Source organism: Veillonella fallax (genome assembly GCF_020687175.1).
Lineage (GTDB): Bacteria > Bacillota > Negativicutes > Veillonellales > Veillonellaceae > Veillonella > Veillonella fallax.
In genome coordinates, this window is the sequence record NZ_JAJEQD010000014.1 from 25,704 (window position 1) to 47,988 (window position 22,285).

At 36.5% G+C, this 22,285-nt stretch carries 23 protein-coding genes; 1 reads left to right on the plus strand and 22 read right to left on the minus strand.

The features are described from left to right. Positions 1 to 123: 123 nt before the first annotated feature. The 5 genes from hpf to LKD20_RS07335 form a co-directional block, all read right to left on the minus strand. Positions 124 to 651 carry a ribosome hibernation-promoting factor, HPF/YfiA family gene (gene hpf / locus LKD20_RS07315; protein ID WP_005386845.1) on the minus strand — a complete coding sequence of 176 codons (528 nt, stop codon included), beginning with the start codon at positions 649 to 651 and terminating at the stop codon, positions 124 to 126. Positions 652 to 892: 241 nt separating this feature from the next. Beyond that, positions 893 to 1,090 carry a cold shock domain-containing protein gene (locus LKD20_RS07320; RefSeq protein ID WP_005386847.1) on the minus strand — a complete coding sequence of 66 codons (198 nt, stop codon included), beginning with the start codon at positions 1,088 to 1,090 and terminating at the stop codon, positions 893 to 895. 524 nt (positions 1,091 to 1,614) lie between these two features. Beyond that, positions 1,615 to 2,334 (minus strand): amino acid ABC transporter ATP-binding protein, encoded by a 720-nt coding sequence (locus tag LKD20_RS07325; RefSeq protein WP_005386848.1) that lies wholly within the window; start codon positions 2,332 to 2,334, stop codon positions 1,615 to 1,617. Then, on the minus strand, positions 2,331 to 2,987 hold the full coding sequence (locus LKD20_RS07330) for an amino acid ABC transporter permease (RefSeq protein ID WP_105089103.1): 657 nt from the start codon (positions 2,985 to 2,987) through the stop codon (positions 2,331 to 2,333). The genes LKD20_RS07325 and LKD20_RS07330 overlap by 4 nt, the downstream gene beginning before the upstream one ends. Before the next feature lie 11 nt (positions 2,988 to 2,998). After that, on the minus strand, positions 2,999 to 3,805 hold the full coding sequence (locus LKD20_RS07335; protein WP_227721320.1) for a basic amino acid ABC transporter substrate-binding protein: 807 nt from the start codon (positions 3,803 to 3,805) through the stop codon (positions 2,999 to 3,001). A gap of 905 nt (positions 3,806 to 4,710) precedes the next feature. Between LKD20_RS07335 and LKD20_RS07340 the strand changes: the two genes are divergently transcribed. Next, a complete protein-coding gene (locus LKD20_RS07340) occupies positions 4,711 to 5,313 on the plus strand; it encodes an HD-GYP domain-containing protein (RefSeq protein ID WP_004693025.1) in 603 nt (200 codons plus the stop codon). Positions 5,314 to 5,360: 47 nt separating this feature from the next. On the opposite strand, the gene LKD20_RS07345 is transcribed toward LKD20_RS07340, so the two are convergent. The 17 genes from LKD20_RS07345 to rpsT form a co-directional block, all read right to left on the minus strand. Next, positions 5,361 to 6,056, minus strand: a complete 696-nt coding sequence (locus LKD20_RS07345) for a ComF family protein (RefSeq protein ID WP_227721321.1) — start codon at positions 6,054 to 6,056, stop codon at positions 5,361 to 5,363. Then, the gene (recD2, locus tag LKD20_RS07350) at positions 6,056 to 8,209 is read right to left on the minus strand and encodes an SF1B family DNA helicase RecD2 (RefSeq protein ID WP_227721322.1); all 2,154 of its coding nucleotides are present in this window, start codon (positions 8,207 to 8,209) and stop codon (positions 6,056 to 6,058) included. The genes LKD20_RS07345 and recD2 overlap by 1 nt, the downstream gene beginning before the upstream one ends. Continuing rightward, complete coding sequence (locus tag LKD20_RS07355) at positions 8,209 to 8,973, minus strand: shikimate kinase (RefSeq protein ID WP_105085516.1); 765 nt, start codon at positions 8,971 to 8,973, stop codon at positions 8,209 to 8,211. The genes recD2 and LKD20_RS07355 overlap by 1 nt, the downstream gene beginning before the upstream one ends. 13 nt (positions 8,974 to 8,986) lie before the next feature. Continuing rightward, the gene (ribF, locus tag LKD20_RS07360; RefSeq protein ID WP_227721323.1) at positions 8,987 to 9,919 is read right to left on the minus strand and encodes a riboflavin biosynthesis protein RibF; all 933 of its coding nucleotides are present in this window, start codon (positions 9,917 to 9,919) and stop codon (positions 8,987 to 8,989) included. Positions 9,920 to 9,921: 2 nt separating this feature from the next. After that, positions 9,922 to 10,863, minus strand: a complete 942-nt coding sequence (locus LKD20_RS07365) for a tRNA pseudouridine synthase B (RefSeq protein ID WP_227721324.1) — start codon at positions 10,861 to 10,863, stop codon at positions 9,922 to 9,924. Further along, positions 10,863 to 11,807 (minus strand): DHH family phosphoesterase, encoded by a 945-nt coding sequence (locus LKD20_RS07370; protein WP_005386856.1) that lies wholly within the window; start codon positions 11,805 to 11,807, stop codon positions 10,863 to 10,865. The genes LKD20_RS07365 and LKD20_RS07370 overlap by 1 nt, the downstream gene beginning before the upstream one ends. 17 nt (positions 11,808 to 11,824) lie before the next feature. Next, positions 11,825 to 12,181, minus strand: a complete 357-nt coding sequence (gene rbfA / locus LKD20_RS07375) for a 30S ribosome-binding factor RbfA (RefSeq protein WP_005386857.1) — start codon at positions 12,179 to 12,181, stop codon at positions 11,825 to 11,827. Positions 12,182 to 12,190: 9 nt separating this feature from the next. Beyond that, positions 12,191 to 14,653, minus strand: a complete 2,463-nt coding sequence (gene infB, locus LKD20_RS07380; protein WP_227721325.1) for a translation initiation factor IF-2 — start codon at positions 14,651 to 14,653, stop codon at positions 12,191 to 12,193. A gap of 15 nt (positions 14,654 to 14,668) precedes the next feature. Continuing rightward, positions 14,669 to 14,974, minus strand: a complete 306-nt coding sequence (locus tag LKD20_RS07385) for a L7Ae/L30e/S12e/Gadd45 family ribosomal protein (protein ID WP_213467774.1) — start codon at positions 14,972 to 14,974, stop codon at positions 14,669 to 14,671. A 12-nt stretch (positions 14,975 to 14,986) separates the two neighbouring features. Beyond that, on the minus strand, positions 14,987 to 15,256 hold the full coding sequence (rnpM, locus tag LKD20_RS07390; protein WP_105085510.1) for an RNase P modulator RnpM: 270 nt from the start codon (positions 15,254 to 15,256) through the stop codon (positions 14,987 to 14,989). A 2-nt stretch (positions 15,257 to 15,258) separates the two neighbouring features. Then, the gene (gene nusA, locus LKD20_RS07395) at positions 15,259 to 16,335 is read right to left on the minus strand and encodes a transcription termination factor NusA (RefSeq protein ID WP_105085509.1); all 1,077 of its coding nucleotides are present in this window, start codon (positions 16,333 to 16,335) and stop codon (positions 15,259 to 15,261) included. A 17-nt stretch (positions 16,336 to 16,352) separates the two neighbouring features. Continuing rightward, positions 16,353 to 16,811 carry a ribosome maturation factor RimP gene (gene rimP / locus LKD20_RS07400; protein WP_227721326.1) on the minus strand — a complete coding sequence of 153 codons (459 nt, stop codon included), beginning with the start codon at positions 16,809 to 16,811 and terminating at the stop codon, positions 16,353 to 16,355. Positions 16,812 to 17,075: 264 nt separating this feature from the next. Further along, positions 17,076 to 17,771, minus strand: a complete 696-nt coding sequence (locus LKD20_RS07405) for a hypothetical protein (RefSeq protein WP_227721327.1) — start codon at positions 17,769 to 17,771, stop codon at positions 17,076 to 17,078. Continuing rightward, positions 17,755 to 18,309 carry a lytic transglycosylase domain-containing protein gene (locus tag LKD20_RS07410; RefSeq protein WP_227721328.1) on the minus strand — a complete coding sequence of 185 codons (555 nt, stop codon included), beginning with the start codon at positions 18,307 to 18,309 and terminating at the stop codon, positions 17,755 to 17,757. The genes LKD20_RS07405 and LKD20_RS07410 overlap by 17 nt, the downstream gene beginning before the upstream one ends. Positions 18,310 to 18,465: 156 nt before the next feature. After that, positions 18,466 to 19,080, minus strand: coding sequence for a dephospho-CoA kinase (gene coaE, locus LKD20_RS07415; protein ID WP_227721329.1), 615 nt, complete (start codon positions 19,078 to 19,080; stop codon positions 18,466 to 18,468). A gap of 34 nt (positions 19,081 to 19,114) precedes the next feature. Then, on the minus strand, positions 19,115 to 21,736 hold the full coding sequence (gene polA / locus LKD20_RS07420) for a DNA polymerase I (RefSeq protein ID WP_227721330.1): 2,622 nt from the start codon (positions 21,734 to 21,736) through the stop codon (positions 19,115 to 19,117). A 152-nt stretch (positions 21,737 to 21,888) separates the two neighbouring features. Next, positions 21,889 to 22,149 (minus strand): 30S ribosomal protein S20, encoded by a 261-nt coding sequence (gene rpsT / locus LKD20_RS07425; RefSeq protein WP_004692998.1) that lies wholly within the window; start codon positions 22,147 to 22,149, stop codon positions 21,889 to 21,891. Positions 22,150 to 22,285 lie beyond the last annotated feature (136 nt).

Sequence of the window (22,285 nt, forward strand, 5' to 3'; positions counted from 1 at the left end):
CGATTATTTATAGCATTTTATAAAAAAGGTGGATGACTCAAAATGGTCATCCACCTTGATATAATAATCGGCTGATTTAAAAAGTAGAAAGGAGTTAGGATTATTGTCAGCCGATATTATAGGTTATTGTAATTCTGGCTCAATCAAACCATAGAATCCATCGTGTCTACGATATACTACGTTCATTGCTTCTGTTTCAGCATTGAAGAACATAAAGAAGTCATGGCCAATAAGATTCATTTGTAAGATAGCTTCTTCTACATCCATAGGACGTACTGCAAAGTGTTTCCGTTTTACAACTTCGATAGTTTCCTCTTCTACAGGAGCTGCTAAAGCTTCAGGATGGAAAGCTTCTTGTTTTTTGAAGCGTTTTGCTAAACGAGTTTTATGTTTATGGATTTGACGTACGATCTTGTCTATTACTAAATCAATAGCTGCATACATATCATCGTTTGTTTCTACACCGCGAAGAACGATCTTATCAACGAAGCATGTAAGTTCAACAGTAGATTTATCTTTAACAACGGATAAAACCGCTTGTGCATCTAACTCATCATCGAAGTAACGAGTTAATTTGCTCAATCTTTTTTCGATGTATGCTCTTAGAGCATCTGTCACTTCAATGTTTTTACCTCTGATTGCTACTTTCATAAGTCAACACCCTTTCTAAAAATCATCCACGAGATACGAGTGTGTAGTAATTTTTTACTTATCTCTCGTGTTATATTTAGTATTTCTACATCAAGGTATAAAACTCCTCTTTTTTTCAAAAGAATTTTTATATTTTTTGCAGAATTATAAATATTATTTCCAGTAACAATCGAAAAACTCCAATATCATGCGATATCGGAGTTTCTTTATATGTTGCTTTTATGTATTTTTTGGTATGTTATTACGCTTTTACAACGTTAGCAGCTTGAGGGCCACGGTTACCATCAACGATATCAAACTCTACATTTTGACCTTCTGTCAAAGATTTGAAGCCTTCGTCTTGGATCGCAGAGTAATGTACGAATACATCGCTACCGTCTTCACGTTCAATAAAACCATAACCTTTTTCTGCGCTAAACCATTTTACTTTACCTAACATGGTAACATCCTCCTAAAAATATATATATTGTCTTACTGTCTTGCACTACACTTGTATCATAACACAGCATGTATAAAATATCAAACAATAATATTAACACTTTTAATGAATATACAAATATATCTTATTGATAATTCATCCCCTAAAAACTACTTTAAAACCTTTATTTATCTATATTATAAATATTTCCGAACAGCACATTAAATTATTACATAATTTTATAATCATAAAAATATATGAATTAAAAATTATTACTCCAAAATATATATGTATAAAATATTTATATATCACAAATATTTATAGCGATAATCGAATTTTATAGATTAAGAAAAGCCTAAAAGCGCTTATTTACAAGGGTTGAACAGATACGGATAAAATAAGTCATCAAATATATTAATAGATATAAATCGATTCATATATTAAGAAATTTAATATCTACAAATTTGGTTATCTTTAAAAATACAAAAAAAAGGAAGCAAACTCTGAATTTCAGAACTTACTTCCTTTTATGTTAGAAAATATTATTATAAAATTTTCGACAAGAACAATTTTGTTCGCTCATTTGTTGGAGCATCAAATACCTTTTCAGGAGTATCATCTTCTAAGATTAATCCACCATCAACGAATAATACGCGGTCAGCTACTTCTTTAGCAAAGCCCATTTCATGAGTAACAATAACCATCGTCATCCCTTCTTCTGCGAGAGACTTCATTACATCTAGAACCTCACGAACCATTTCTGGATCGAGTGCAGATGTAGGTTCATCAAATAGCATAACTTTTGGTTTCATCGCTAGGGCACGGGCAATAGCAACACGTTGCTTTTGACCACCAGATAAGGAATCAGGATATGCATTAGCTTTATCTCCTAACCCAACGCGATCAAGTAAAGCTTGTCCGATTTTCTTAGCTTCATCACTAGAAGTTTTACGAACCTTAGTTTGAGCTAATGTTAAATTTTCCATTACAGTCATATGTGGGAAAAGATTAAAGTTTTGGAATACCATCCCTACTTCAGCACGAACTTCATTGAGTTTAGACTTATCAGAAAGATCCATACCATCTACAATTACCTTACCAGATGTAGGCTCTTCTAAGTAGTTCATAGTACGCAATACTGTACTTTTACCAGAACCAGATGGACCAATTATAACGACAACTTGACCTTTTTCTATATGTAAATCAATGCCCTTTAATACTTCATTTTTACCAAAGGATTTATGTACATTTTCTAATTTAATCATTTAATGCTATATTTCCTTTCAAGGTAACCAACTAATTGTGAAATTGTTACTGTCATAATAAGGTAAATAACAGCAACTGTACCCCAGATTTCAAAGGATGCATACGTTTTAGCAATGATTAATTGACCACGACGTGTCAATTCTTCGAAACCAATTACAGAAACCAATGAGGAGTCTTTCAACATAGCAATAAATTCATTACCCAATGGTGGGATAATTGCTTTGAAAGCTTGAGGCATGATGATATAACGCATAGTTTGACCCCAAGTTAAACCAAGAGATCGACCTGCTTCCATTTGACCTTTATCGATAGACTGGATACCAGCACGGAAGATCTCAGACACATATGCACCAGAGTTAATACTACATGCGGTAACAGCTGCAATAAATGGATCAATACGTTGTCCTGTAATCATTGGCAAAGCAAAATAAATCAAAAAGATTTGTACCAATAACGGTGTACCACGAATGATATCTACATAACATTTTGCTAATAATCTAACTACAGTAAATTTAGATAAATTTGCTAAGGCTACTAATAAACCGATAAAGAAACCACAGCCAACAGACATAGCTGTAATTTCTACGGTTACAAGTGCACCTTGTAATAAGAGCGGTAAATTATCCGCAATTAACCCCCAATTAAAACTCATGATCTCTCCTATTATTTAAATTCTACCACTACTGGCATATCAGCAGGTGCATCTACATTAAACCATTTTTTATATAATGTATTAAATTCACCATCAGCCTTCATATCTGCAATTGCTTTATTGATTTGTTCTTGTAAATCTTTATTATCTTTATTAATTGCTAAGCCCAAATATTCTTTTGTATTTGGATATGCCATAAATTTAATATGTTGATCTGGATGTTTAGTACTGTAATATTGAGCCACTGGCAAATCAATAACAGTTGCATCAGCACCACCATTTTGTAATTCTAACAAAGCTTCATTACTATGGTCAAACTCTTTTACAGTAGTAGCTTCGATTTTATGGGCTAAATCTGCACCAGTAGTTCCTAGTTGAGCAGCAATTTTCTTGCCTTTAAGATCGTCAAGAGATGCGATATTTGCGCCATCTTTATATACTACAGCAAGGGCATTTTCATAATAAGGGGAAGAGAATAATACCTTTTCACTTCTAGCTTTGGTAATCGTCATACCAGATGCAGCTACATCAATATCATGTGTATTTAAAGCTGGAATCAAAGCATCAAAAGCAACATTCTTAAGCTCTACATCTTTATTGATACGTTTACCAATGGCACGAATTAAATCAATATCAAAGCCTGTGTAGTCTTGAGTTTTTTCATCTTTAAATTCAAATGGTACAAATGTGGCATTAGTACCAACAATGAGTTTATTAGAAGTTGTTTGTGTAAAAGATCCACAACCGCCAATTACAGTACCGGCCATTACTAACATACAACCACCAATGATTAATTTTTTTAACTTGCTATTTAACATCGAATCATCCTCATTTACTAAACTAACTATTTTTATTCCACTAGTATACCACTTAGTATAATTATGTCAACAATTTTGTATAGAATCATCCTGAATATCAATTAATCACTATATTTATATTTTATTTTTATACACTGATTGTATATTTATAACAACAATGTATAAAAACTTTCCCATAAGAATCGGTATTTTTACCATTTTTAAATATACAGATGTATAAAAAGAAAAAAGCACATGAGAAAAGCCTCATGTGCCCGCATACGGCTGACCTGGTCTTTGCCCCCACACTCGCCTGCTGGAGGGTTCGCTCATAAGTCCGAGACTCCCCACTACTACCCCTCTCGGTTTTACCGGCAGGACTTACACCTAAGCCGCACCATGCTCACAACCCCTTGGGTTGCTTATGTGGATCGTTTTGCCTGCGACTGGCATCGACTTTCAACCACAGACCCGTATAGACGTATTATAAAGAATAACAGTATACATGTCTAGATTTATAATTATATATACATTCTTAAAATTAATAAGACGTACCTATTAAATTATATTTCCGAACATAGCATCGTTCAGTTCTCATTGAAATGAGAATAAATTTTGCAACCCCTTTTTTGGTATGTATAGAAAATTGTCATAGAAAACCTAAAATATTCTTCATATTATTTTAATATTTATAAAATTAGTTTTTCTAGGTACTATATTTAGTACATTCCTAAAATGTCAATTATTTTTAGTATGCCAAATATGAATACAACATGTATAATAGAACATACGTATCATACACAAAATATTATTTATGGTGTATAATTTGTATACTATTAAATAAGAACGGCCTAAAGTTGTACGATATGAACATAAGTACGAGGGGTTGTACCATATGTTCTACATGTTAGTTAAAGGGGTTTATTATGTTTATGTTATCATTAATGCAACCATCTGGGTTGTACGAACTGGAGAAGGACAGTTTAGAAGCCATTAGCGCTCAGCTCTTGCAGATGATACAAATGAAAAGCTATCATCTGTACACTCATTCTATCCAAGTTTCAAACTATGCAGTTAGTATTGCTGCTAAAATGGGTTTACCGTTAAATGAAATTGAACAAATTCGCCATGCAGCATTACTACATGACGTAGGACTATTAATGGTACCTAATGCATTAATCCAAAAATCTCCATATCTTAATAAACAAGAAATGTCCAAGTATAAGCAACATGCTGCAAGTGGTGCGAATATGATCGAAAACTACCCTTGCTGCCAACAAATCTTGCCTTATATTCGTTACCATCATGAAAAATGGGATGGCTCTGGTTACCCTAAACATTTGCGTGGTGCTAATATCCCATTAGGAGCTAGAATCATTGCTGTTGCAGATTATTACGATACAACAGTTAATCCTTCTACAGAATTTTGGGCAAAAACAAAAGCTAAAGCTAAAGAAGAACTCTTTAGTGCATCCGGCTCTCTCTTTGATCCAGATGTAGTAAAAGCATTTATCGATGTGCTAGGCTAATATAATGATTAAGCGTTCACCATTCGGTGAACGCTTTTTTGTAATAATTAAAAGCTACCGCTAGCTAGTGTTAAAGCATCGAGCCTACTAGGATTATATGACCTAAGAACCTTTGCTACGGCTTCGATTGTTGCTCCTGTAGTATAAATGTCATCTACAATTAAAATACGCTTTGTGGAAAAATCGATGTCTTTATACTCTGCTTTGATCACAAAAGCATTCTCTATATTTTGATGTCGTTCTTTATGTGTTAAGGACCACATATCACTAGAAGTTTCAAACTTATATATACAATCTAGCCATACAAAATATCCCTTATCTATTTTCTCTAACGAGTATGCCCACTTCTTAAAAAATAAATCAACCTGATTATAGCTTCTCTTTTTCTTCTTAGTCTCACTTGAAGGTACGGGAACTATATAATCATATACAGTTTTACAATTGCTATTTACAATATTAAACTCATCATATTTCATGTAAAAGTTGTACGATGCTAAAAAAGGAGCAGCCCCCTTGGACTGCTCCTTTTTTTCATTAAATTTTACATCGTAAATCATAGACTTTAGACCACCACGATAATCCGCCAGCACACATACATCATCTACATAATGTAAAAATTTATGTGGCACATGACGAATATGTAATAGATCTTTAAAACAAGTTTCACACCAATCTCCTTGTGTTGCTACAGAGGCGCCACAGTGAGGACATACAGGTGGAAATAGGAAATCCCAAAGACTCATTACGAATCACATCTCCCTTGTAGTCGTTCTTTAAACAATGTATATCGTTCATCAGCATTTACGGTACGTACAGCACGTTCTACGGCACTTGTAGTACCCACAATTATAACCTTCCGTTTTGCACGCGTAACAGCTGTATACAATAAATTACGTTGTAACATACCACCATAACGTGGAACAAATGGAATGATAACTACACCATATTCACTACCTTGGCTCTTATGAACTGTAATAGCATAAGCAGGCATAATCATATGCGCTTCATCAATAGGTAAACGAACCTCTTTATGGATAAAACGGATACAAATATCGGTCCGTGTAATGGCGTAAATTACACCAATTTCACCATTAAACACTTCTAATTCATAGTCGTTAAGGATTTGAATAACCTTATCTCCTACCCTATAGGTAATGCCGTTGACACGTGCTTCACCCTTTAAGCTATCCGGTGGATTAACAGCTTGTTGTACATATTGAGAAATCAATGTACTACCTGCTTCACCACGGCGCATAGGAGAAATAATTTGAATGTCTAGTTCATCCTCTACATGCTCTTGTTCTCGTTTATACACATCGATGATGGCTTTCATCATCATGTCATAAGACTTAACAGGTATAAAGGAAAACTCTTCACTTACACTGTCCAGATTCGGCATTTCACCCCGGTTAATAGCATAGGCGCTTTCAACAATAGTATTACCAGAACTTTGACGATAAATCTGGTTGAGTCGTGTATAAGGAACACAATCACTATCAAGTAAGTCTTTTAATACAAAACCTGCACCAATAGGTGGTAGTTGATCAACGTCACCAACGATAATGACATGGGCTTCCTTTGGAATGGCCGCCATTAATGAATAGAATAACCGTACATTGAGCATTGATGCTTCATCAATGATAATAACATCTATATCTAATGGATCATCTTCATTCTTAGTAAAGTCGTAGGAGTCACTGCCTTGAACAGGTACTAGCAATCTATGAATTGTAGTAGCCTCAAATTCTGTTGCCTCTGTAAGTCGTTTAGCAGCACGTCCCGTAGGAGCACAAAGAATAATACGCCCTAGTCCACCAAGTTGGAAGCCTTTTACTAAGGCCTTAATAATCGTCGTTTTACCAGTACCAGGGCCACCAGTTATAAGGGAAAACTTTTCAAAGAAGGATAGCTGTATAGCTTCTTTTTGAGCATCCCCAAATGTAATATGATTATCAGCTTCAAACTTTTCTATAAAACTAGGAACATCTAGAGAAATTGGATCAGCCTCTAATAAGAAATCTTTTGTATAATGAACGCTTTCTACTTCAGACACATACATTTCTGGAGGGTAAATATATAAGATATCTTCATAATAAGTACTATATAAAGCACCTTGCTCCAAAAGACCTTCAATAAAGTTAGCAATATCATCTACATCAGTTTGTAACAGATCATCTAAACGGCCAATAAGTTGATCTACAGGCAAACAAGTATGACCTTGATTATCTAAACTGCGTAAAATCCATTCTAAACCAGCCTCTAAACGGCGAGAGTCACTGCCAGTAATACCTAAATGTTCCGCCAGTGTATCAGCCGTACCAAAGAGCATATCTGGTGCTACACGTAACAAAGTATAAGGATTATCTTCAATAACAGCCACAGACTGAACACCGTAATAGGTATATACAGTGCGACTCCATTTAGACGAAATATGGTGACTTTCAAAAAAGTGATTTAAATCGGATAAAATACCTTCACCAAGTAACGTATTAAATAGTTCATCCTTAACACTTTTTCGAAGACCAGGAACATCCTTAATTTCTTCAGGACGTTCCTCTCGTAAAATTTCTAATATACGAATACCAAAATAATCAAGTACCTTTTCTACGGACTTTTCACCAAAACCTTTAATCCCTAAGTTCAATAAGTAGGTCTTTGCAGCACCCATATTGTCAGGTTTTAACTTCTCTACACTAGTAGCATCAAATTGTCGACCATATTTTTCATGTTCTACATAACGGCCGCGGACTTCGATATCCTCCCCTTCTTTAGGAGACTCAAATTTACCAGTACAAGTAATGTATTCCTCATTATAATCTTTAAGGACAAACACGCAATATGTACGTTGTGTATTCTCATATATAGTTCGGTATACAAATCCTCGTATGGCGTCCATTATTTCTCCGTATTAGGTAAGGCTTCAATAATTTCTTGTACCGCATCGGTAATGCTGCCTTCATTACCGATTTTAATATGTGCCACTTCTTCGTATAAAGGGTATCGTTCTTCATATACATTAAAGATATACTCGATACTTTCTTTAACAAGTGGGCGAATTTCAAGATCCAAATCATCTAGGATATGATTTACATCGCGATTAACAAATACAACAAGACCATTATTACGCATTAACTTTACTGTTTTGTCATAGGTAACGGTACCACCACCGGTAGCAATAACAGATGGCTTATTATGAATTAATTCTTTAATTGTACTGTATTCATACTCGCTGAAAGCATCTTTACCATCATAAATATAAATATTTTGTACAGATTTCCCTACTTTATCTTGAATTGTTTGATCTAAGTCGTAAAAGTCTCGGCCCAATTCCTTGGCTAACATTTTACCAACTGTAGTCTTACCAGCTCCTGGCATACCGATGAGAAAAATATGCTTATGCATATGCTCTTTTAAAAACTCATTGCTCATAGAAACAACAGTCTTTATATAATTTTCAACATACGGTGATAACGTTTTATCTTTACAATTTGCAGTATGCAATGCAACAATACTTTCATCACGCGCTTCATCTACTAAGGGTAAATGATGTTCATCTTTATATTTACCAATTTCTTTGATTAAAGATAGTCTTTTTTCAAATTCAGCGACTAATACAGCATCAATGCTATCTATTTGTTTACGAGCTTCTTTAATATCCATGAGAACCCCCTTATTATGCATTAGCCAAAATAGCTAAAGCCTGTTCTTCATCCACCTTCATTTGATCAATAAGATCTTGTAAGTTATTAAATTTAACTTCGCCTCTAATATAGGAAATAAATTGTACAAGAACTGTTTTTCCATATATATCTTGGTCAAAGTTAAACAGATGTACTTCGCATCTATGGTACTGATTTTTAAAGGTAGGATTATCCCCAATATTACCTACCCCATCATACCAAATGCCATCAATACACACGCGATTAGCATACACTCCATCTGGAGGTGTAGCCATTTCATTAGGAAGTAATAAATTTAATGTAGGAAACCCTAATGTACGTCCTCGTTGATCACCTTTAATAACAGTCCCTTTAAATTGAAATGGTCTTCCTAGCCAATGAGTAGCATCTTCCAATCGCCCTTCTCGAATCGCTTTTCTGATTTCAGTACTTGAAATAGGTGTACTAAGACCATCACAAGGCAATAAAGGCTGTACTAGGACTTGTATATGTTTATCAGACAATACTTGTTTCATATATGTAGGATTACCTAATCCTTTTGCACCGAATGTAAAATTCTCACCTATTACGATGGCTTGAACATTCATATCCGTACAAAGAGCATCTAAAAATTCATCAGCACTCATTTGAAGTAGTTCTTCATTCATAGGTAATCGCAAAATATAATCTACATTCAAATCATCAAGAACGGTATCCATAACCTCTTCTTGAATAACCCTCTTCGGAACACGTTCTGGATGTAGAATTGTCAACGGATGATGTTCAAAGGTAATGATAATGCTAACACCATTAACTGATGCAGCTTCTTCAACAGCCTTCCGTATAACTCGTTGATGACCTCGATGAATGCCATCAAAGGTACCTAGGGCATATACTTTTGTATCTTTGATTTGACGTAGTTCATCAAACGAATGTAATTGCTTCATACTTATCCTTCAATAAAAATATTTTTTTCCACCTTTAATGTGTGGTTTGTTCGTTTCATAATACCAATGAATCCATGAGGACCATAGGCTCTATAATAATGATCTGGTTTGGTATAGGAAAATTCACTATCAATAGATAATTGTTTACCTTGAACCATCATCTTTAATTGTACACTATTTACCGTTACTTTTGAAAGATGTGAAACTGCTGTATCCGTTGGTAACAATAGGCTTTCACCATGAATCATCAGTTCCTCAGCCATTTTTGCAGAACCAATATCAAAGGGCCCTACTTGAGTACGCGCCAAAGATGTCATCGTTCCTGGTATACCTAATGAAACACATATATCACGTAATAATGAACGAATATAAGTGCCTCCAGAACATGTTACACGAACTGTAAAATATGGAAATCCATACGCTACAAGCTCAATATTTTTTATATGAATTTTCCGTAATGGCAATTCTACAGAAATACCTTTACGGGCATATTCATAAGCACGAATACCATTTACTTTAATAGCGGAATATTTTGATGGTCTCTGATTTTGAACTCCACAGAACGTATTCAATGTATTGACTAATTCTTCAAAAGTTGGTTTTACTATAGCATCAGAAAGTTCTGAACTTTGAGACGATTCATTTAATAGAACGCCATCTCGCAATACCATGTCATTATCAGGCAATACCGGTTGACCTGAACTATCTTCAGTATCTGTAAAAGTCCCCAATTTACATTCTGCCACATAGGTTTTATCAAAACCATCAGTGTATTCAATAAGTCGCGTAGCCTTACCAAGAAATATGGGCAATACACCATATGCCATAGGATCTAAAGTACCACTATGTCCTATGCGCTTCTCGTTTAAAATGCGGCGACAAATGGCAACAGCATCATGGCTTGTTATTCCAGGAGGTTTTAAAAATGGTAAAATGCCATCCATTATTTAATCACCTCAATAAGAGCTTGTTTTGCTTCCTGTAATGGTAAATTAATGGTACAACCGGAAGCTCGAATATGTCCGCCACCGCCAAAATTGCTAGCTATAGCATTCACGTCAGTTCCTTTAGAACGCAAGCTTACCCGCGTTCTATCATCAGCTTCAGCTTTTAATAAAATAGCTATATCAACAGTATCAACGTTTCTAATAATATCTACAAAACCATCCGTATCATCCCCAAGAATTGTCATGGCTTCACGATTCAACTCGATTGTAGCCACGGTGTTATTCTTGTAAAACTCGATAGTTTGCATAACTTGTTTTGTTAATTCAAGACGACTGGCAGACACAGCTTCAATCGTTTCAGAAATAACATTAGGTCTAGCACCAGCTGCTACACATTTTGCAGCCATTTCTAAAGTATTGGCTGTGGTATTACTGAACTTAAAGAAGCCACAGTCTGTAGCAATAGCCATATATAATGCAGTGCCCATAGACTCGGTGATAGGCCAATTCCATTTTGTACATAAATAGGTAATAATTTCACCAGTAGCAGCAAAATTAGGCTTTAAATATAGATGATCCGCAAACTCTGTATTAGAAATATGGTGGTCTATATTAAAAATAGGTGCACTCCATAGTGCACCTACTTTGCCAATTCGCTCATACGTGCTAGCATCCAATACCATTAGCATATCAATATCAACAGGATTTGTTTCAAAATACGCTACATCATGGATGTGGTCCGTATATCGTAAGAATGAGTACTTTTCAGGAACTACATCATCCACTACCATATATACAGTTTTACCTTGCCCTACAAGGGCTTCGTAAAAGGCCACCATGGACCCGATAGCATCACCATCGGGTCTAACATGGACGGTTAGCATAATAGAATTAGCTTCACACAGAGCCACATGTAATTGATTAATAGTAATCTTACTCATGTTCTCTATCCTTTGTGTTAATTTTTTTCTTCGTCCTTTTTAATTTCATTCAAAAGGGATTCAATATGCATGCTATAGTCTAAAGACGTATCCTTATCAAATGTGATAGAAGGAATATGGCGCAACTTAAGTACTTTGCCAAGCTCAGTACGAATATGGCCTGCTGCATGCTTTAAAGCGATAAGAGTATCTTCTTTTTCCTTATCGGAACCAAACAAGGAAACGTAAATTGTAGCCTCTCGTAAATCACCGGTTACATGAACATCGGTAATAGTAGTAAAGCCGATGCGAGGATCTTTCAATCCACGCATCAACATTTGACTTACCTCTTGTTTGATGAATTCTTGTAATTTTCTGACACGAACGTCACTCATATAAACCTCCTATATTTGAGGTGCAACTTCTTCCATCAAGTACGCTTCAATTACGTCGCCTTCCTTGATGTCGCGGTAACCTTCTAAGGAGATACCACATTCGAAGGATGTTTTAACTTCTTTTACTTCGTCTTTGAATCGACGTAAAGAGTCAACCTTACCTTCAAATACAACAATACCATCACGGATCAAACGTACTTCAGAATCGTTAGTAATACGACCTTCTGTTACATAAGAACCGGCAACGATAGCTTTTGGTGTAGAAATAACTTGACGTACCTCTGCACGACCAACGACAACCTCTTTGAATTGAGGAGCCAACATACCACGCATCGCAGACTCAACGTCATTAATAGCATCGTAGATTACGCGATATGTACGAAGGTCAACTTTTTCATTTTCTGCAGCGCGACGTACATTAGCATCAGGACGTACATTGAAGCCCATAACGATTGCATTAGATGCAGAAGCCAACATGATATCGGATTCATTAATAGCACCTACTGCAGCATGAACGATAACGATACGTACTTCAGGGTTTTTAATGCCTTCCAAGGATTGACGCAATGCTTCTACAGAGCCTTGAACGTCTGCTTTAATGATGATATTAAGATCTTTTAACTCACCTTGTTGAATTTGATTGAAGATATCATCCAATGTAACTTTGTGAGTAGCTTGCAATTCTTGAACGCGTTGTTTAGCAATACGTTTTTCTGCGATTGCACGTGCTTCGTTATCATCCATACCATTGATGATTTCACCAGCTTGTGGAACTTCTGAGAAGCCCAAGATTTCTACTGGCATAGAAGGACGAGCTACTTTTACCTTTTCACCGCGTTCATTTGTCATAGCACGTACTTTACCATAAGCAGTACCAGCAAGTACAGTGTCACCTACACGAAGGGAACCTTTTTGTACTAATACGGTACATACAGCACCACGACCTTTATCAAGTTGAGCCTCAATAACTACGCCGTAAGCTTTACGGTTAGGGTTCGCTTTTAATTCCATAACCTCTGCTACGAGCAAGATATTTTCGAGCAAGTCGTCGATACCTTGTTTTTGTTTCGCAGAAACTGGAACCATGATTACATCGCCGCCCCATTCTTCTGGTAAAAGGCCATGTTCAGACAATTGTTGTTTAACATGGTCTGGGTTAGCACCTGGTTTATCCATTTTGTTGATAGCAACAATAATAGGTACATCTGCAGATTTAGCATGGTTTATGGCTTCAATAGTTTGAGGCATTACACCATCATCAGCAGCTACAACGAGAACTGCGATATCTGTAGATTTAGCACCGCGAAGACGCATAGCTGTAAACGCTTCATGGCCAGGAGTATCAAGGAATGTAATTTTATTGTCGTTATAACGAACTTGGTAAGCACCGATATGTTGAGTAATACCACCTGCTTCGCCAGCTGTTACATTAGTTTGACGAATTACGTCCAACAAGGATGTTTTACCATGGTCAACGTGACCCATGATAGTAACAACTGGAGGACGAGGTTTTAATGTTTCTGGTGCATCTTCAATTTCGATGATATCAGTAGGATCTTCTTCAGGTTCTACTTCTGTTACAGTTACACCAAATTCTTCAGCTACGATTGTAGCAGTATCAACGTCAACCTCTTGGTTAATGCTAGCCATAACACCTAAAAGCATCAACTTTTTGATGATTTCAGATACTTCGCGGCCCATTTTTTCGGCTAATTCTTTAACTGTTAAAGGACCGGATAATTCGATTTCCGTAGCAATCGCTGCTTCAGCCTTACGTTCAGCCTCAGCTTTTTGTTGTAAGTACTGTTCATTACGATGTTTTACGCGATTCTTTTTCTTTTGCATAGATGTAGATAACAAGGATTGAGGACGGTTGTTACCACCTTTTTTATTTTTCTTGTTACGACGATCATTGTTATTAGAATTGCGATTATCATTGTTTCGATTGTCGTTATTGCGATTATCATTATTACGCGCATCATTAGGACGACCATTGTTATTGCGATTGTCACTATTACGATTATTATTGTTAGGGCGGTTGTTAGCGCGGTCACCAGATTGTTGGTTACCTTCGGATTTACGTGTAGGTTCAGAGATTTGTACATGACGTACATTGCCCTTTTTATGGTCATTTTGTTTAGATTGATCGTCTTGTTTTTGACCACCTTGTTTACGATTATCCTTTTTCTGTTCGTTAGAACGATTTGGATGTTGTTGTTTATGTGGTGCAGCTTCTTGTTTATGAGCTGCAGTTGGAGCAGATTTTTGTTCTACTTTTTGTTCTGTTTTTTGTGCTACTTTAGGTGCTTCAGATTTCTTACTCAATTGTTTTTTTACAATTTCATAACCGGAATCATCTACAGAATTAACTGCTTTCGTAACATTTACATTATGTTGTTGCAAAATAGAAATGACCTGCTTACTTTCTACGCCGAACTCTTTGGCGATTTCATGGACGCGCTTTTTGGACATCTACATACCCCCTTATTATCGATCAATCTCTTTTACTATTGCCTTTGCAAATCCATCATCTAGTACGGCGACTACTACCCTAACTTCTTTACCAATGGCCGTTCCTAACGCCTCTTTATTGGCAATACTATGAAGTGGAATCTGATGTGTCTCTGCTAATTGAGTATATTTCTTTTCATTGTTGGTTGCACAGTCACCAGCGAGAAGTACCAATTTTGGTTCCTTTCTCTTTATAGCCTTTTCTACGATAAAATCACCAGAAATAACTTTGCCTGCTCGTTGTGCTAAACCTAAGAGATTCAAAATTTTATCTTCATTCATGTATATCAGTGATTACTCATGCTCTTGTAAATCACGTTGTAACGCTTCGTATATCTCTTTCGATACACTATGCTTTAATGATCGTTCTAATCGTTTTGCCTTATAGGCTTGTTCAAAGCACGACATGGATTCACATAGATAGGCTCCACGTCCTGGTGCTTTACCAGTGCGATCAATACTGATGTTACCGTCTGGGCTCAAGGCTACGCGAATCAATTCACGTTTTACCTTTGGCTCACCACATCCTACACAGGTGCGCATAGGTTGGGATTTCGGTTTCATGACTATTCTCCATCCTCAGCATTGCCAAAACCCGCAAAAGGTTCTTCAGCTGCTTGAGTTTCACTCTTAATATCGATTTTCCAGTTAGTTAATTTGGCTGCTAATCGAGCATTTTGACCAGCTTTACCAATTGCTAAGGATAATTGATAATCAGGAACTACAACGTAAGAGGATTTTTCTTCTTCACTTACATCAACAGATACAACCTTTGCTGGACTCAAAGAGTTTGCGATATAAATTGCTGGATCTTCATCCCATTTAACGATATCAATCTTTTCATCATGTAACTCATCAACGATATGTTGTACACGTTGACCTTTAGGACCTACGCAAGCACCTACTGGGTCAACATTTTCATCGCGGCTATAAACAGCAATCTTAGAACGCATACCTGGCTCACGAGCTACGGATTTAAGCTCTACCACACCTTCATAAATTTCTGGTACCTCTAACTCAAAGAGGCGTTTTAATAAACCAGGATGTGTGCGGGAAATCATGATTTGAGGCCCTTTCGTAGTTTTCTTAACCTCTACGATATAGCATTTAATACGATCTCCTTCGCGATATGTTTCTGTAGCAATTTGCTCAGTAGGAGGCAAGATTGCTTCTGTTTTACCTAAATCGATAAATACATTTTTACCTTCAACACGTGTAATAACGCCAGTAATAATATCGCCTTCACGGCTATAGTATTCTTCGTATACTACGCTGCGTTCAGCCTCTTTCAAACGTTGAATAAGCATTTGTTTTGCAGTATGGGCAGCACTACGGCCAAAGTTAGCTGGAGTAACATCTACTTCTACTACGTCGCCAATTTCAAAACGTTTGTCAATTTTGCGCGCTTCTAACAAGCTAATTTCTGTTTCTGGCAATTCCACAGTTTCTACTACTTGTTTTTTAGCCATTACTTTGTAAACGCCTGTTTCACGGTCAATCACAACGTACGCATCTGGATTAGATGTTGGTTCTTTGCGATATGCTTGCAACAATGCAGCCTCTAAGGATTCAAAAATAACCTCAGGAGCAAAACCTTTTTGCTTTGTAAGCACCATTACCGCTTGAATTAATTCTTGACTCACTCGTATGCCTCCATATATTAAAAATCAAGATGTAATCGAATTTGTGCAATGGCAGACCGTTCGAATGTCATACTTTCACCATTGATAGTAAAATCGATAGTTGTGTCTGTAAAACCTTCTAATGTACCAGTAAATTGTTTACTACCATTAATCGGTTTAAATAGCTGAATATCAACATCACGACCATTATAGCGAATCAAGTCCTTATCCTTCTTAAGAACTCGATCTAGGCCTGGAGAAGATACTTCCAATAAATAGTTTTCCGTAATTGGATCCTTTTCGTCGAGGACAGCACTTAGTTTTTCGCTAACCATCTGACAGTCATCCAAATCTACACCACCTGGTTTATCAAGGTAGACACGCAAATACCAATCGCGTTCACGAACGTAATCTACATCGACTAGTTCCATTTCGGTGCCGGCTATAATACCTTCAACTACAGAGGATACAAATTCCTCTACTGCTTCTCTCTTCATAGCCATCGCCTCCTTCATTACTACATCTTGTATATATCTCTTTTTTTCAAATACCTTAATTAGGCTAATCATAAATGAAAGAGTGGACATAAGCCCACTCTTTTAAAAGATTTATATAAAAGTCATATATAGTATATCACATTTGCTGTGTATATACAAATTCTACGCTTTCTTATGGGCTTTAACCAAACATTCCCACTTAGATTATTTCATATGAATATAAAATAACTCAAAAAATAGCATAGTCATATATAATGATTATCCTTAGTCAACACGTTCATTTAATCCTTTTAATATAGGACCCAAATGTTCACGTAAAACTGCAGTTAAATCATCTAAATTTTTAGCATCTAGGTGATGGTCTATTTCAGGATAGTTTTTATAACGAAGCTCTGCAAAGTATTCATCTCGCAATTCGTTATAATATAGCAATAATCCTGTACATTCGTCCATCTTACGATACTCACCGATAATAAAAGAACCATTTATCATCCGGATTGCATGAGCTGGATCAACATCACATACAAAGCCTTCTAGTTCTTTAGGCATAACCTCGGAAAAATCCCATTCAGGAATGCCTCGACGGCGATAGGTAAAGGTAAAGTTTTTCGCTGGTTCTATTAACATATTAGTTAACCCTTTAACACAGCGATCTTGTAATCCTTGCCAGAAAGACTCTAAATCAGCACGTACAAAAGAAATGTCAACAAAGGAAAACAGTGGCATTTCAATATGTACTGTATAGTCCTCTACCTCTTTATCATATAAGGCAGACCATCGCCATCCCAAATCATTTTGATAATGGAAAATAGGTACCTTTAATACCTCTTCACCTGCTGAAATACGCTCAAGGAGTGCCGTATAATCAGCTTCATTGGACGCCACTAAGGTAAATCCCTCAATTTGCTGAGGCAACCATGAATAATCTAATGCTTTACAAGCTTCAATAATCGTTTCCATATAATGCCTCGTACTTTTCTTGATACTGTAAGACAGATTTTACATAGCTACGCGTTTCAGGAAAAGGTATAGTATCAACCATGCCATTCCATTTATTCTCATTGAGCCAAGATTCAACATGACCACGTCCCGCATTGTACGCAGCTAACGCTTGTACCTCATCACCATTAAATTCTTTTAACAAATGACCTAGATACCATGTCCCTAACTCAATGTTAGTTTCAGGCTCTTTCAACTGACGGTCTGTATAATTACCATGCCCAACTTGTTGAGCTACCCAGCGCGCCGTATCAGGCATAAGTTGCATCAATCCAAGAGCGCCTGTTTCTGATTCGGCAGTATTCTTATATTTACTTTCAGCTAAGATAACACTAGCCACCAAGGAGGGGGGTACTTGTTCCTTTTCAGCTGCAGCCATGACTACATCTCTATAGTTAAAGGGGTACGCCACTTGACGCGCTATAGGATCATCTAAATGAGTAAAATAAAACCACCCAAGTACGACGCACGATAGCGCCGTTGCCGTTGCACGTTTCATATATCCCCCTTTCCTTACATAATCTTTATCCGATTTTAATATCGATACAATATACTAATCCACCAAATATTAGGTTACTATTATATAAAATTTTATGGGCTTATTATACCATTTAATACTAATTTTTATATACCAATTTTAGTACACAATAGGCAATTATTTTGATTCTTGTAAAACTGTCTCTATACGCTCATTCCAAATAGTATCCAACTGTACTATCAAATCATGAGGCGTACTATTATTATCAATGATAATATCTGCATTGGCACGTTTATCATCAAGCCGCATTTGACTATTAATACGAGCAAGGGCATCCTCTCGCGTATATCCATTACGACTCATTAAGCGTTCAATTTGAGTCGTTTCATTCACATATACGAGCCACACCTCATCCATCATGGTATACCATTCCCCTTCGATGAGTAATGGAATATCATAGATTAAAACCGGTGTATTTCCTTGTTCATATTGAGCTGTCAATTCCATAATACGATTGCGTATATGTGTTTTTAGACAGCTATTTAATAATTGTCGTTTTTCTTCATTGTGAAAGACTATAGCACCAAGCGCTTCACGATTGAGTGTGCCATCATCATGTAAAACATGAGAACCAAAGGTATCTACAATGGCTTTTAAGCCTTCAGTACCTGGCTCCACTACTTCACGAGCTACAATGTCAGCATCGATATAGGGTATCCCTTTGTCCTTAAAATAGGTAAGGACTGTACTCTTGCCTGATGCAATACCACCAGTTAAGCCTATTTTAAACATATATACCTTCTAACACGTAATACTATTAACTAAACTATTTTACCAATGCCCAGTTCTCAGCATGATGCACATCTACAATAAGAGGAACATGTAATTCTACTACAGATTGCATTGTAGAACGCAATACTTCTTCAACTGCTTCTAATTCTTCATTTACTACTTCTAATACAAGTTCGTCATGTACTTGTAATAAAAGTCGAGATTTGAAGTTTCCTTCCTCTAACTTTTGCTCAACTTGGTTCATTGCTAACTTGATAATATCTGCAGCAGTACCTTGAATTGGTGTATTCATCGCCGTACGTTCAGCAAAGGAACGACGGTTAAAGTTGCGGCTATTAATATCAGGAAGTTCGCGTTGACGGCCGAACATAGTGCGAACCTTACCAGTTTCATGGGCCTCCTGAACCATACGATCCATGTACTCTTTAACCTTAGGATAACGGCTAAAGTATAAATCAATATAGTTTTTAGCTTCACCTCGTGTGATACCAAGGTCGCGAGATAAGCCAAAGTCAGAAATACCATAAATAATACCGAAGTTAATGGCCTTTGCATGAGAACGCTCTTCGCTTGTGACATCCTCTTGGGCTTTACCTAGTACCTCTGCCGCAGTAAAACGGTGAATATCCTTACCATCAACGAATGCTTTAATCAAAGCTTCATCGCCAGAAAGATGCGCTAAAATACGTAACTCAATTTGAGAATAATCGGCACTCACTAATGTGTCATACCCTGCACCTGGATAGAATAAAGCACGAATTTCACGGCCTTTTTCTGTACGAACAGGAATATTTTGTAAGTTAGGATCAGAGGAACTGAGACGTCCTGTAGCCGTAACCATTTGATTGAACGTTGTATGAATACGCTTAGTCTTATCATTAATAAGAACTGCCAAGCCTTCACAATAGGTAGATACTAATTTTGCTACAGAACGGTATGCCAAGATTTTTTCCACGATTGGACTCTCATTACGTAGCATATCAAGTACTTCAGCATCTGTAGAATATCCAGTCTTAGTCTTCTTAATAACTGGTAGGTTCATTTTTTCGAATAAAATAACACCTAGCTGTTTGGGAGAGTTAATGTTAAAAGTTTCACCTGCCAAATCATAAATCTCTTGTTGTACTTGGGCTAATTCATCTTTAAAGCGAGCTGTCGTTTCAGCCAGCTTATTTGTATCAATATATATACCATTTTTCTCCATTACTACTAATGTATGAATCAATGGCAACTCAATTGTTTCATATAAAGACCATAACTCTTCACGGCGAGCAAATTCACAAGCTACATCGTTCATAGCAAGTAAAGCTTTCACCATAGATACGCACTCTACATCTACGCTACCGCTGGCAATACTAGGCACAGAAAAACGTTCCGTTAAATATAGATACCCATAGTTAGTACGCGTAGGATCTAACAAGTATGCTAGAAGAGACATATCATGAATACGTGCAGTGTTATCATTATTAAACAAAGAAATTTCGGCTGGTGACTCTTTACCTAATGCTTCTATTAGTTCTTTTGTTTGAGTAGTAACAATGGCCTTAGCACCTTGTAACACCGCAAGAACAGCCTTTGTATCATTTGTTTTAACGACAGTATCACCATTAGAAAGATAGGCAGTCTCAATTGTTCTAAATGGAGTTTTGCCATCGAGTACAACATGTACTGCTACTATTTTATCTGTATAGAAGTCAGAGGTTAGAGCCTTAGCATCAGCTACATCGTCTAAAGAAATTTCTTCTTGTGGTGCAAAGAGAGAACCAAAATCACCAAAAGCTGCTTCCTCTCCGCCCATTACTTGTACAATTCTAGGTGTTAATTTAGTAAAACCAAGAATTTCAAATAAAGGCTGTACCTCAGAAATATGGAAATTTTGTACAAAGTCTTCTACCTTGTAAGATAAGTCCATGTCCGTTTTGATGGTAGCTAACTCACGAGATAAGAATGCTAAGTCTTTGTTTTCAACGAGTCGCTCTTTTAATTTCTTACCAGAAATATCTTCAATATGGTCATATACAGACTCAAGATTACCGTATTCTGTAATCAATTTAAGAGCCGTCTTTTCACCTACACCTGGTACACCTGGAATATTATCAGAGGAGTCCCCCATAAGGGCTTTCATTTCGATAACCTTATCAGGACCATAACCATAGAGTTCCTCCATATTATCAAGAGTAACCTCTAACATGTCAGAAATGCCTTTTTTAGTTAAGAATACATGACTATGTTCTGTTACGAGTTGAAGGTTATCGCGGTCACCAGTAATGATTTGAACAGCCATCTCTGGTGTACCAAATTTCTTACTCAACGATCCTAGAATATCGTCCCCTTCAAAACCTTCTTCTTCAATAACACAAATGCCCAACGCTTTTAATACATCTTGAATAAGGCTAAATTGAGGTCGTAAATCCTCTGGTGCATCTGGACGATTACCTTTATATTCGCTATACATTTCTGTACGGAATGTCTGACGACCTTTATCAAAAGCTACTGCAATATAATCCGGATTGATTTCTTCATACAATTTAATGAGCATTGTTAAGAATCCGTACACCGCATTCGTTGGAGTACCTAAAGCAGACTTCAACGGTGGTAATGCAAAAAATGCACGGAATAACAAACTACTACCATCTATAATCATTAATTTTTTCATAAGACACCTCACTTAATTCTATCCTTTATTATAACATAAGGTAACTTATTATATATGCAAAAAGGGACTCTCAATAGAGAGTCCCTTTAAAGATGTAGATATAAAAAAACAACCCCGTATCGCTAGGCAACAAGAGGTTGTTGACGCTCAAATTATAAAGCGTTTACTTTAGCTGCAAGATTGGATTTTTTGCGAGCTGCAGTGTTTTTATGAAGTACACCTTTGGAGGCTGCTTTATCAATTACGCTAGTAGCATGAACAAGTGCTTGTTTTGCTTCTTCTACTGCGCCTGCTTGAACAGCTTCAACGGTTTTACGAGCTGCTGTACGGATTTGAGATTTCACAGCGGCGTTTTTCGCACGACGTTCAGCATCCGTTTTTACGCTTCTAATACTGGATTTAATGTTTGGCAATTGAGTCACCTCCTTAAAAATCGTTTCTTATACCTGAATGATTATATCATACTAGATATTGTGACGCAAGAACTTATTATAGGAAAATATAGTTTATTCCTTAATAATAAAGCTTCTTTTTATATATTACATTAGA

Bases quoted from the DNA above. Each gene is read 5' to 3' on its own strand.
- rbfA (WP_005386857.1), bottom strand. From the start codon at position 12,181: ATGAGTGACGTTCGTGTCAGAAAATTACAAGAATTCATCAAACAAGAG.
- LKD20_RS07410 (WP_227721328.1), bottom strand. From the start codon at position 18,309: ATGAAACGTGCAACGGCAACGGCGCTATCGTGCGTCGTACTTGGGTGG.
- LKD20_RS07335 (WP_227721320.1), bottom strand. From the start codon at position 3,805: ATGTTAAATAGCAAGTTAAAAAAATTAATCATTGGTGGTTGTATGTTA.
- LKD20_RS07405 (WP_227721327.1), bottom strand. From the start codon at position 17,771: ATGGAAACGATTATTGAAGCTTGTAAAGCATTAGATTATTCATGGTTG.
- LKD20_RS07365 (WP_227721324.1), bottom strand. From the start codon at position 10,863: ATGGATGGCATTTTACCATTTTTAAAACCTCCTGGAATAACAAGCCAT.
- LKD20_RS07355 (WP_105085516.1), bottom strand. From the start codon at position 8,973: ATGGATATTAAAGAAGCTCGTAAACAAATAGATAGCATTGATGCTGTA.
- rimP (WP_227721326.1), bottom strand. From the start codon at position 16,811: ATGAAGAGAGAAGCAGTAGAGGAATTTGTATCCTCTGTAGTTGAAGGT.
- LKD20_RS07340 (WP_004693025.1), top strand. From the start codon at position 4,711: ATGTTTATGTTATCATTAATGCAACCATCTGGGTTGTACGAACTGGAG.
- recD2 (WP_227721322.1), bottom strand. From the start codon at position 8,209: ATGGACGCCATACGAGGATTTGTATACCGAACTATATATGAGAATACA.
- LKD20_RS07370 (WP_005386856.1), bottom strand. From the start codon at position 11,807: ATGAGTAAGATTACTATTAATCAATTACATGTGGCTCTGTGTGAAGCT.
- polA (WP_227721330.1), bottom strand. From the start codon at position 21,736: ATGAAAAAATTAATGATTATAGATGGTAGTAGTTTGTTATTCCGTGCA.
- infB (WP_227721325.1), bottom strand. From the start codon at position 14,653: ATGTCCAAAAAGCGCGTCCATGAAATCGCCAAAGAGTTCGGCGTAGAA.
- coaE (WP_227721329.1), bottom strand. From the start codon at position 19,080: ATGTTTAAAATAGGCTTAACTGGTGGTATTGCATCAGGCAAGAGTACA.
- rnpM (WP_105085510.1), bottom strand. From the start codon at position 15,256: ATGAAACCGAAATCCCAACCTATGCGCACCTGTGTAGGATGTGGTGAG.
- hpf (WP_005386845.1), bottom strand. From the start codon at position 651: ATGAAAGTAGCAATCAGAGGTAAAAACATTGAAGTGACAGATGCTCTA.
- LKD20_RS07320 (WP_005386847.1), bottom strand. From the start codon at position 1,090: ATGTTAGGTAAAGTAAAATGGTTTAGCGCAGAAAAAGGTTATGGTTTT.
- LKD20_RS07325 (WP_005386848.1), bottom strand. From the start codon at position 2,334: ATGATTAAATTAGAAAATGTACATAAATCCTTTGGTAAAAATGAAGTA.
- ribF (WP_227721323.1), bottom strand. From the start codon at position 9,919: ATGAAGCAATTACATTCGTTTGATGAACTACGTCAAATCAAAGATACA.
- LKD20_RS07385 (WP_213467774.1), bottom strand. From the start codon at position 14,974: ATGAATGAAGATAAAATTTTGAATCTCTTAGGTTTAGCACAACGAGCA.
- LKD20_RS07345 (WP_227721321.1), bottom strand. From the start codon at position 6,056: ATGAGTCTTTGGGATTTCCTATTTCCACCTGTATGTCCTCACTGTGGC.
- LKD20_RS07330 (WP_105089103.1), bottom strand. From the start codon at position 2,987: ATGAGTTTTAATTGGGGGTTAATTGCGGATAATTTACCGCTCTTATTA.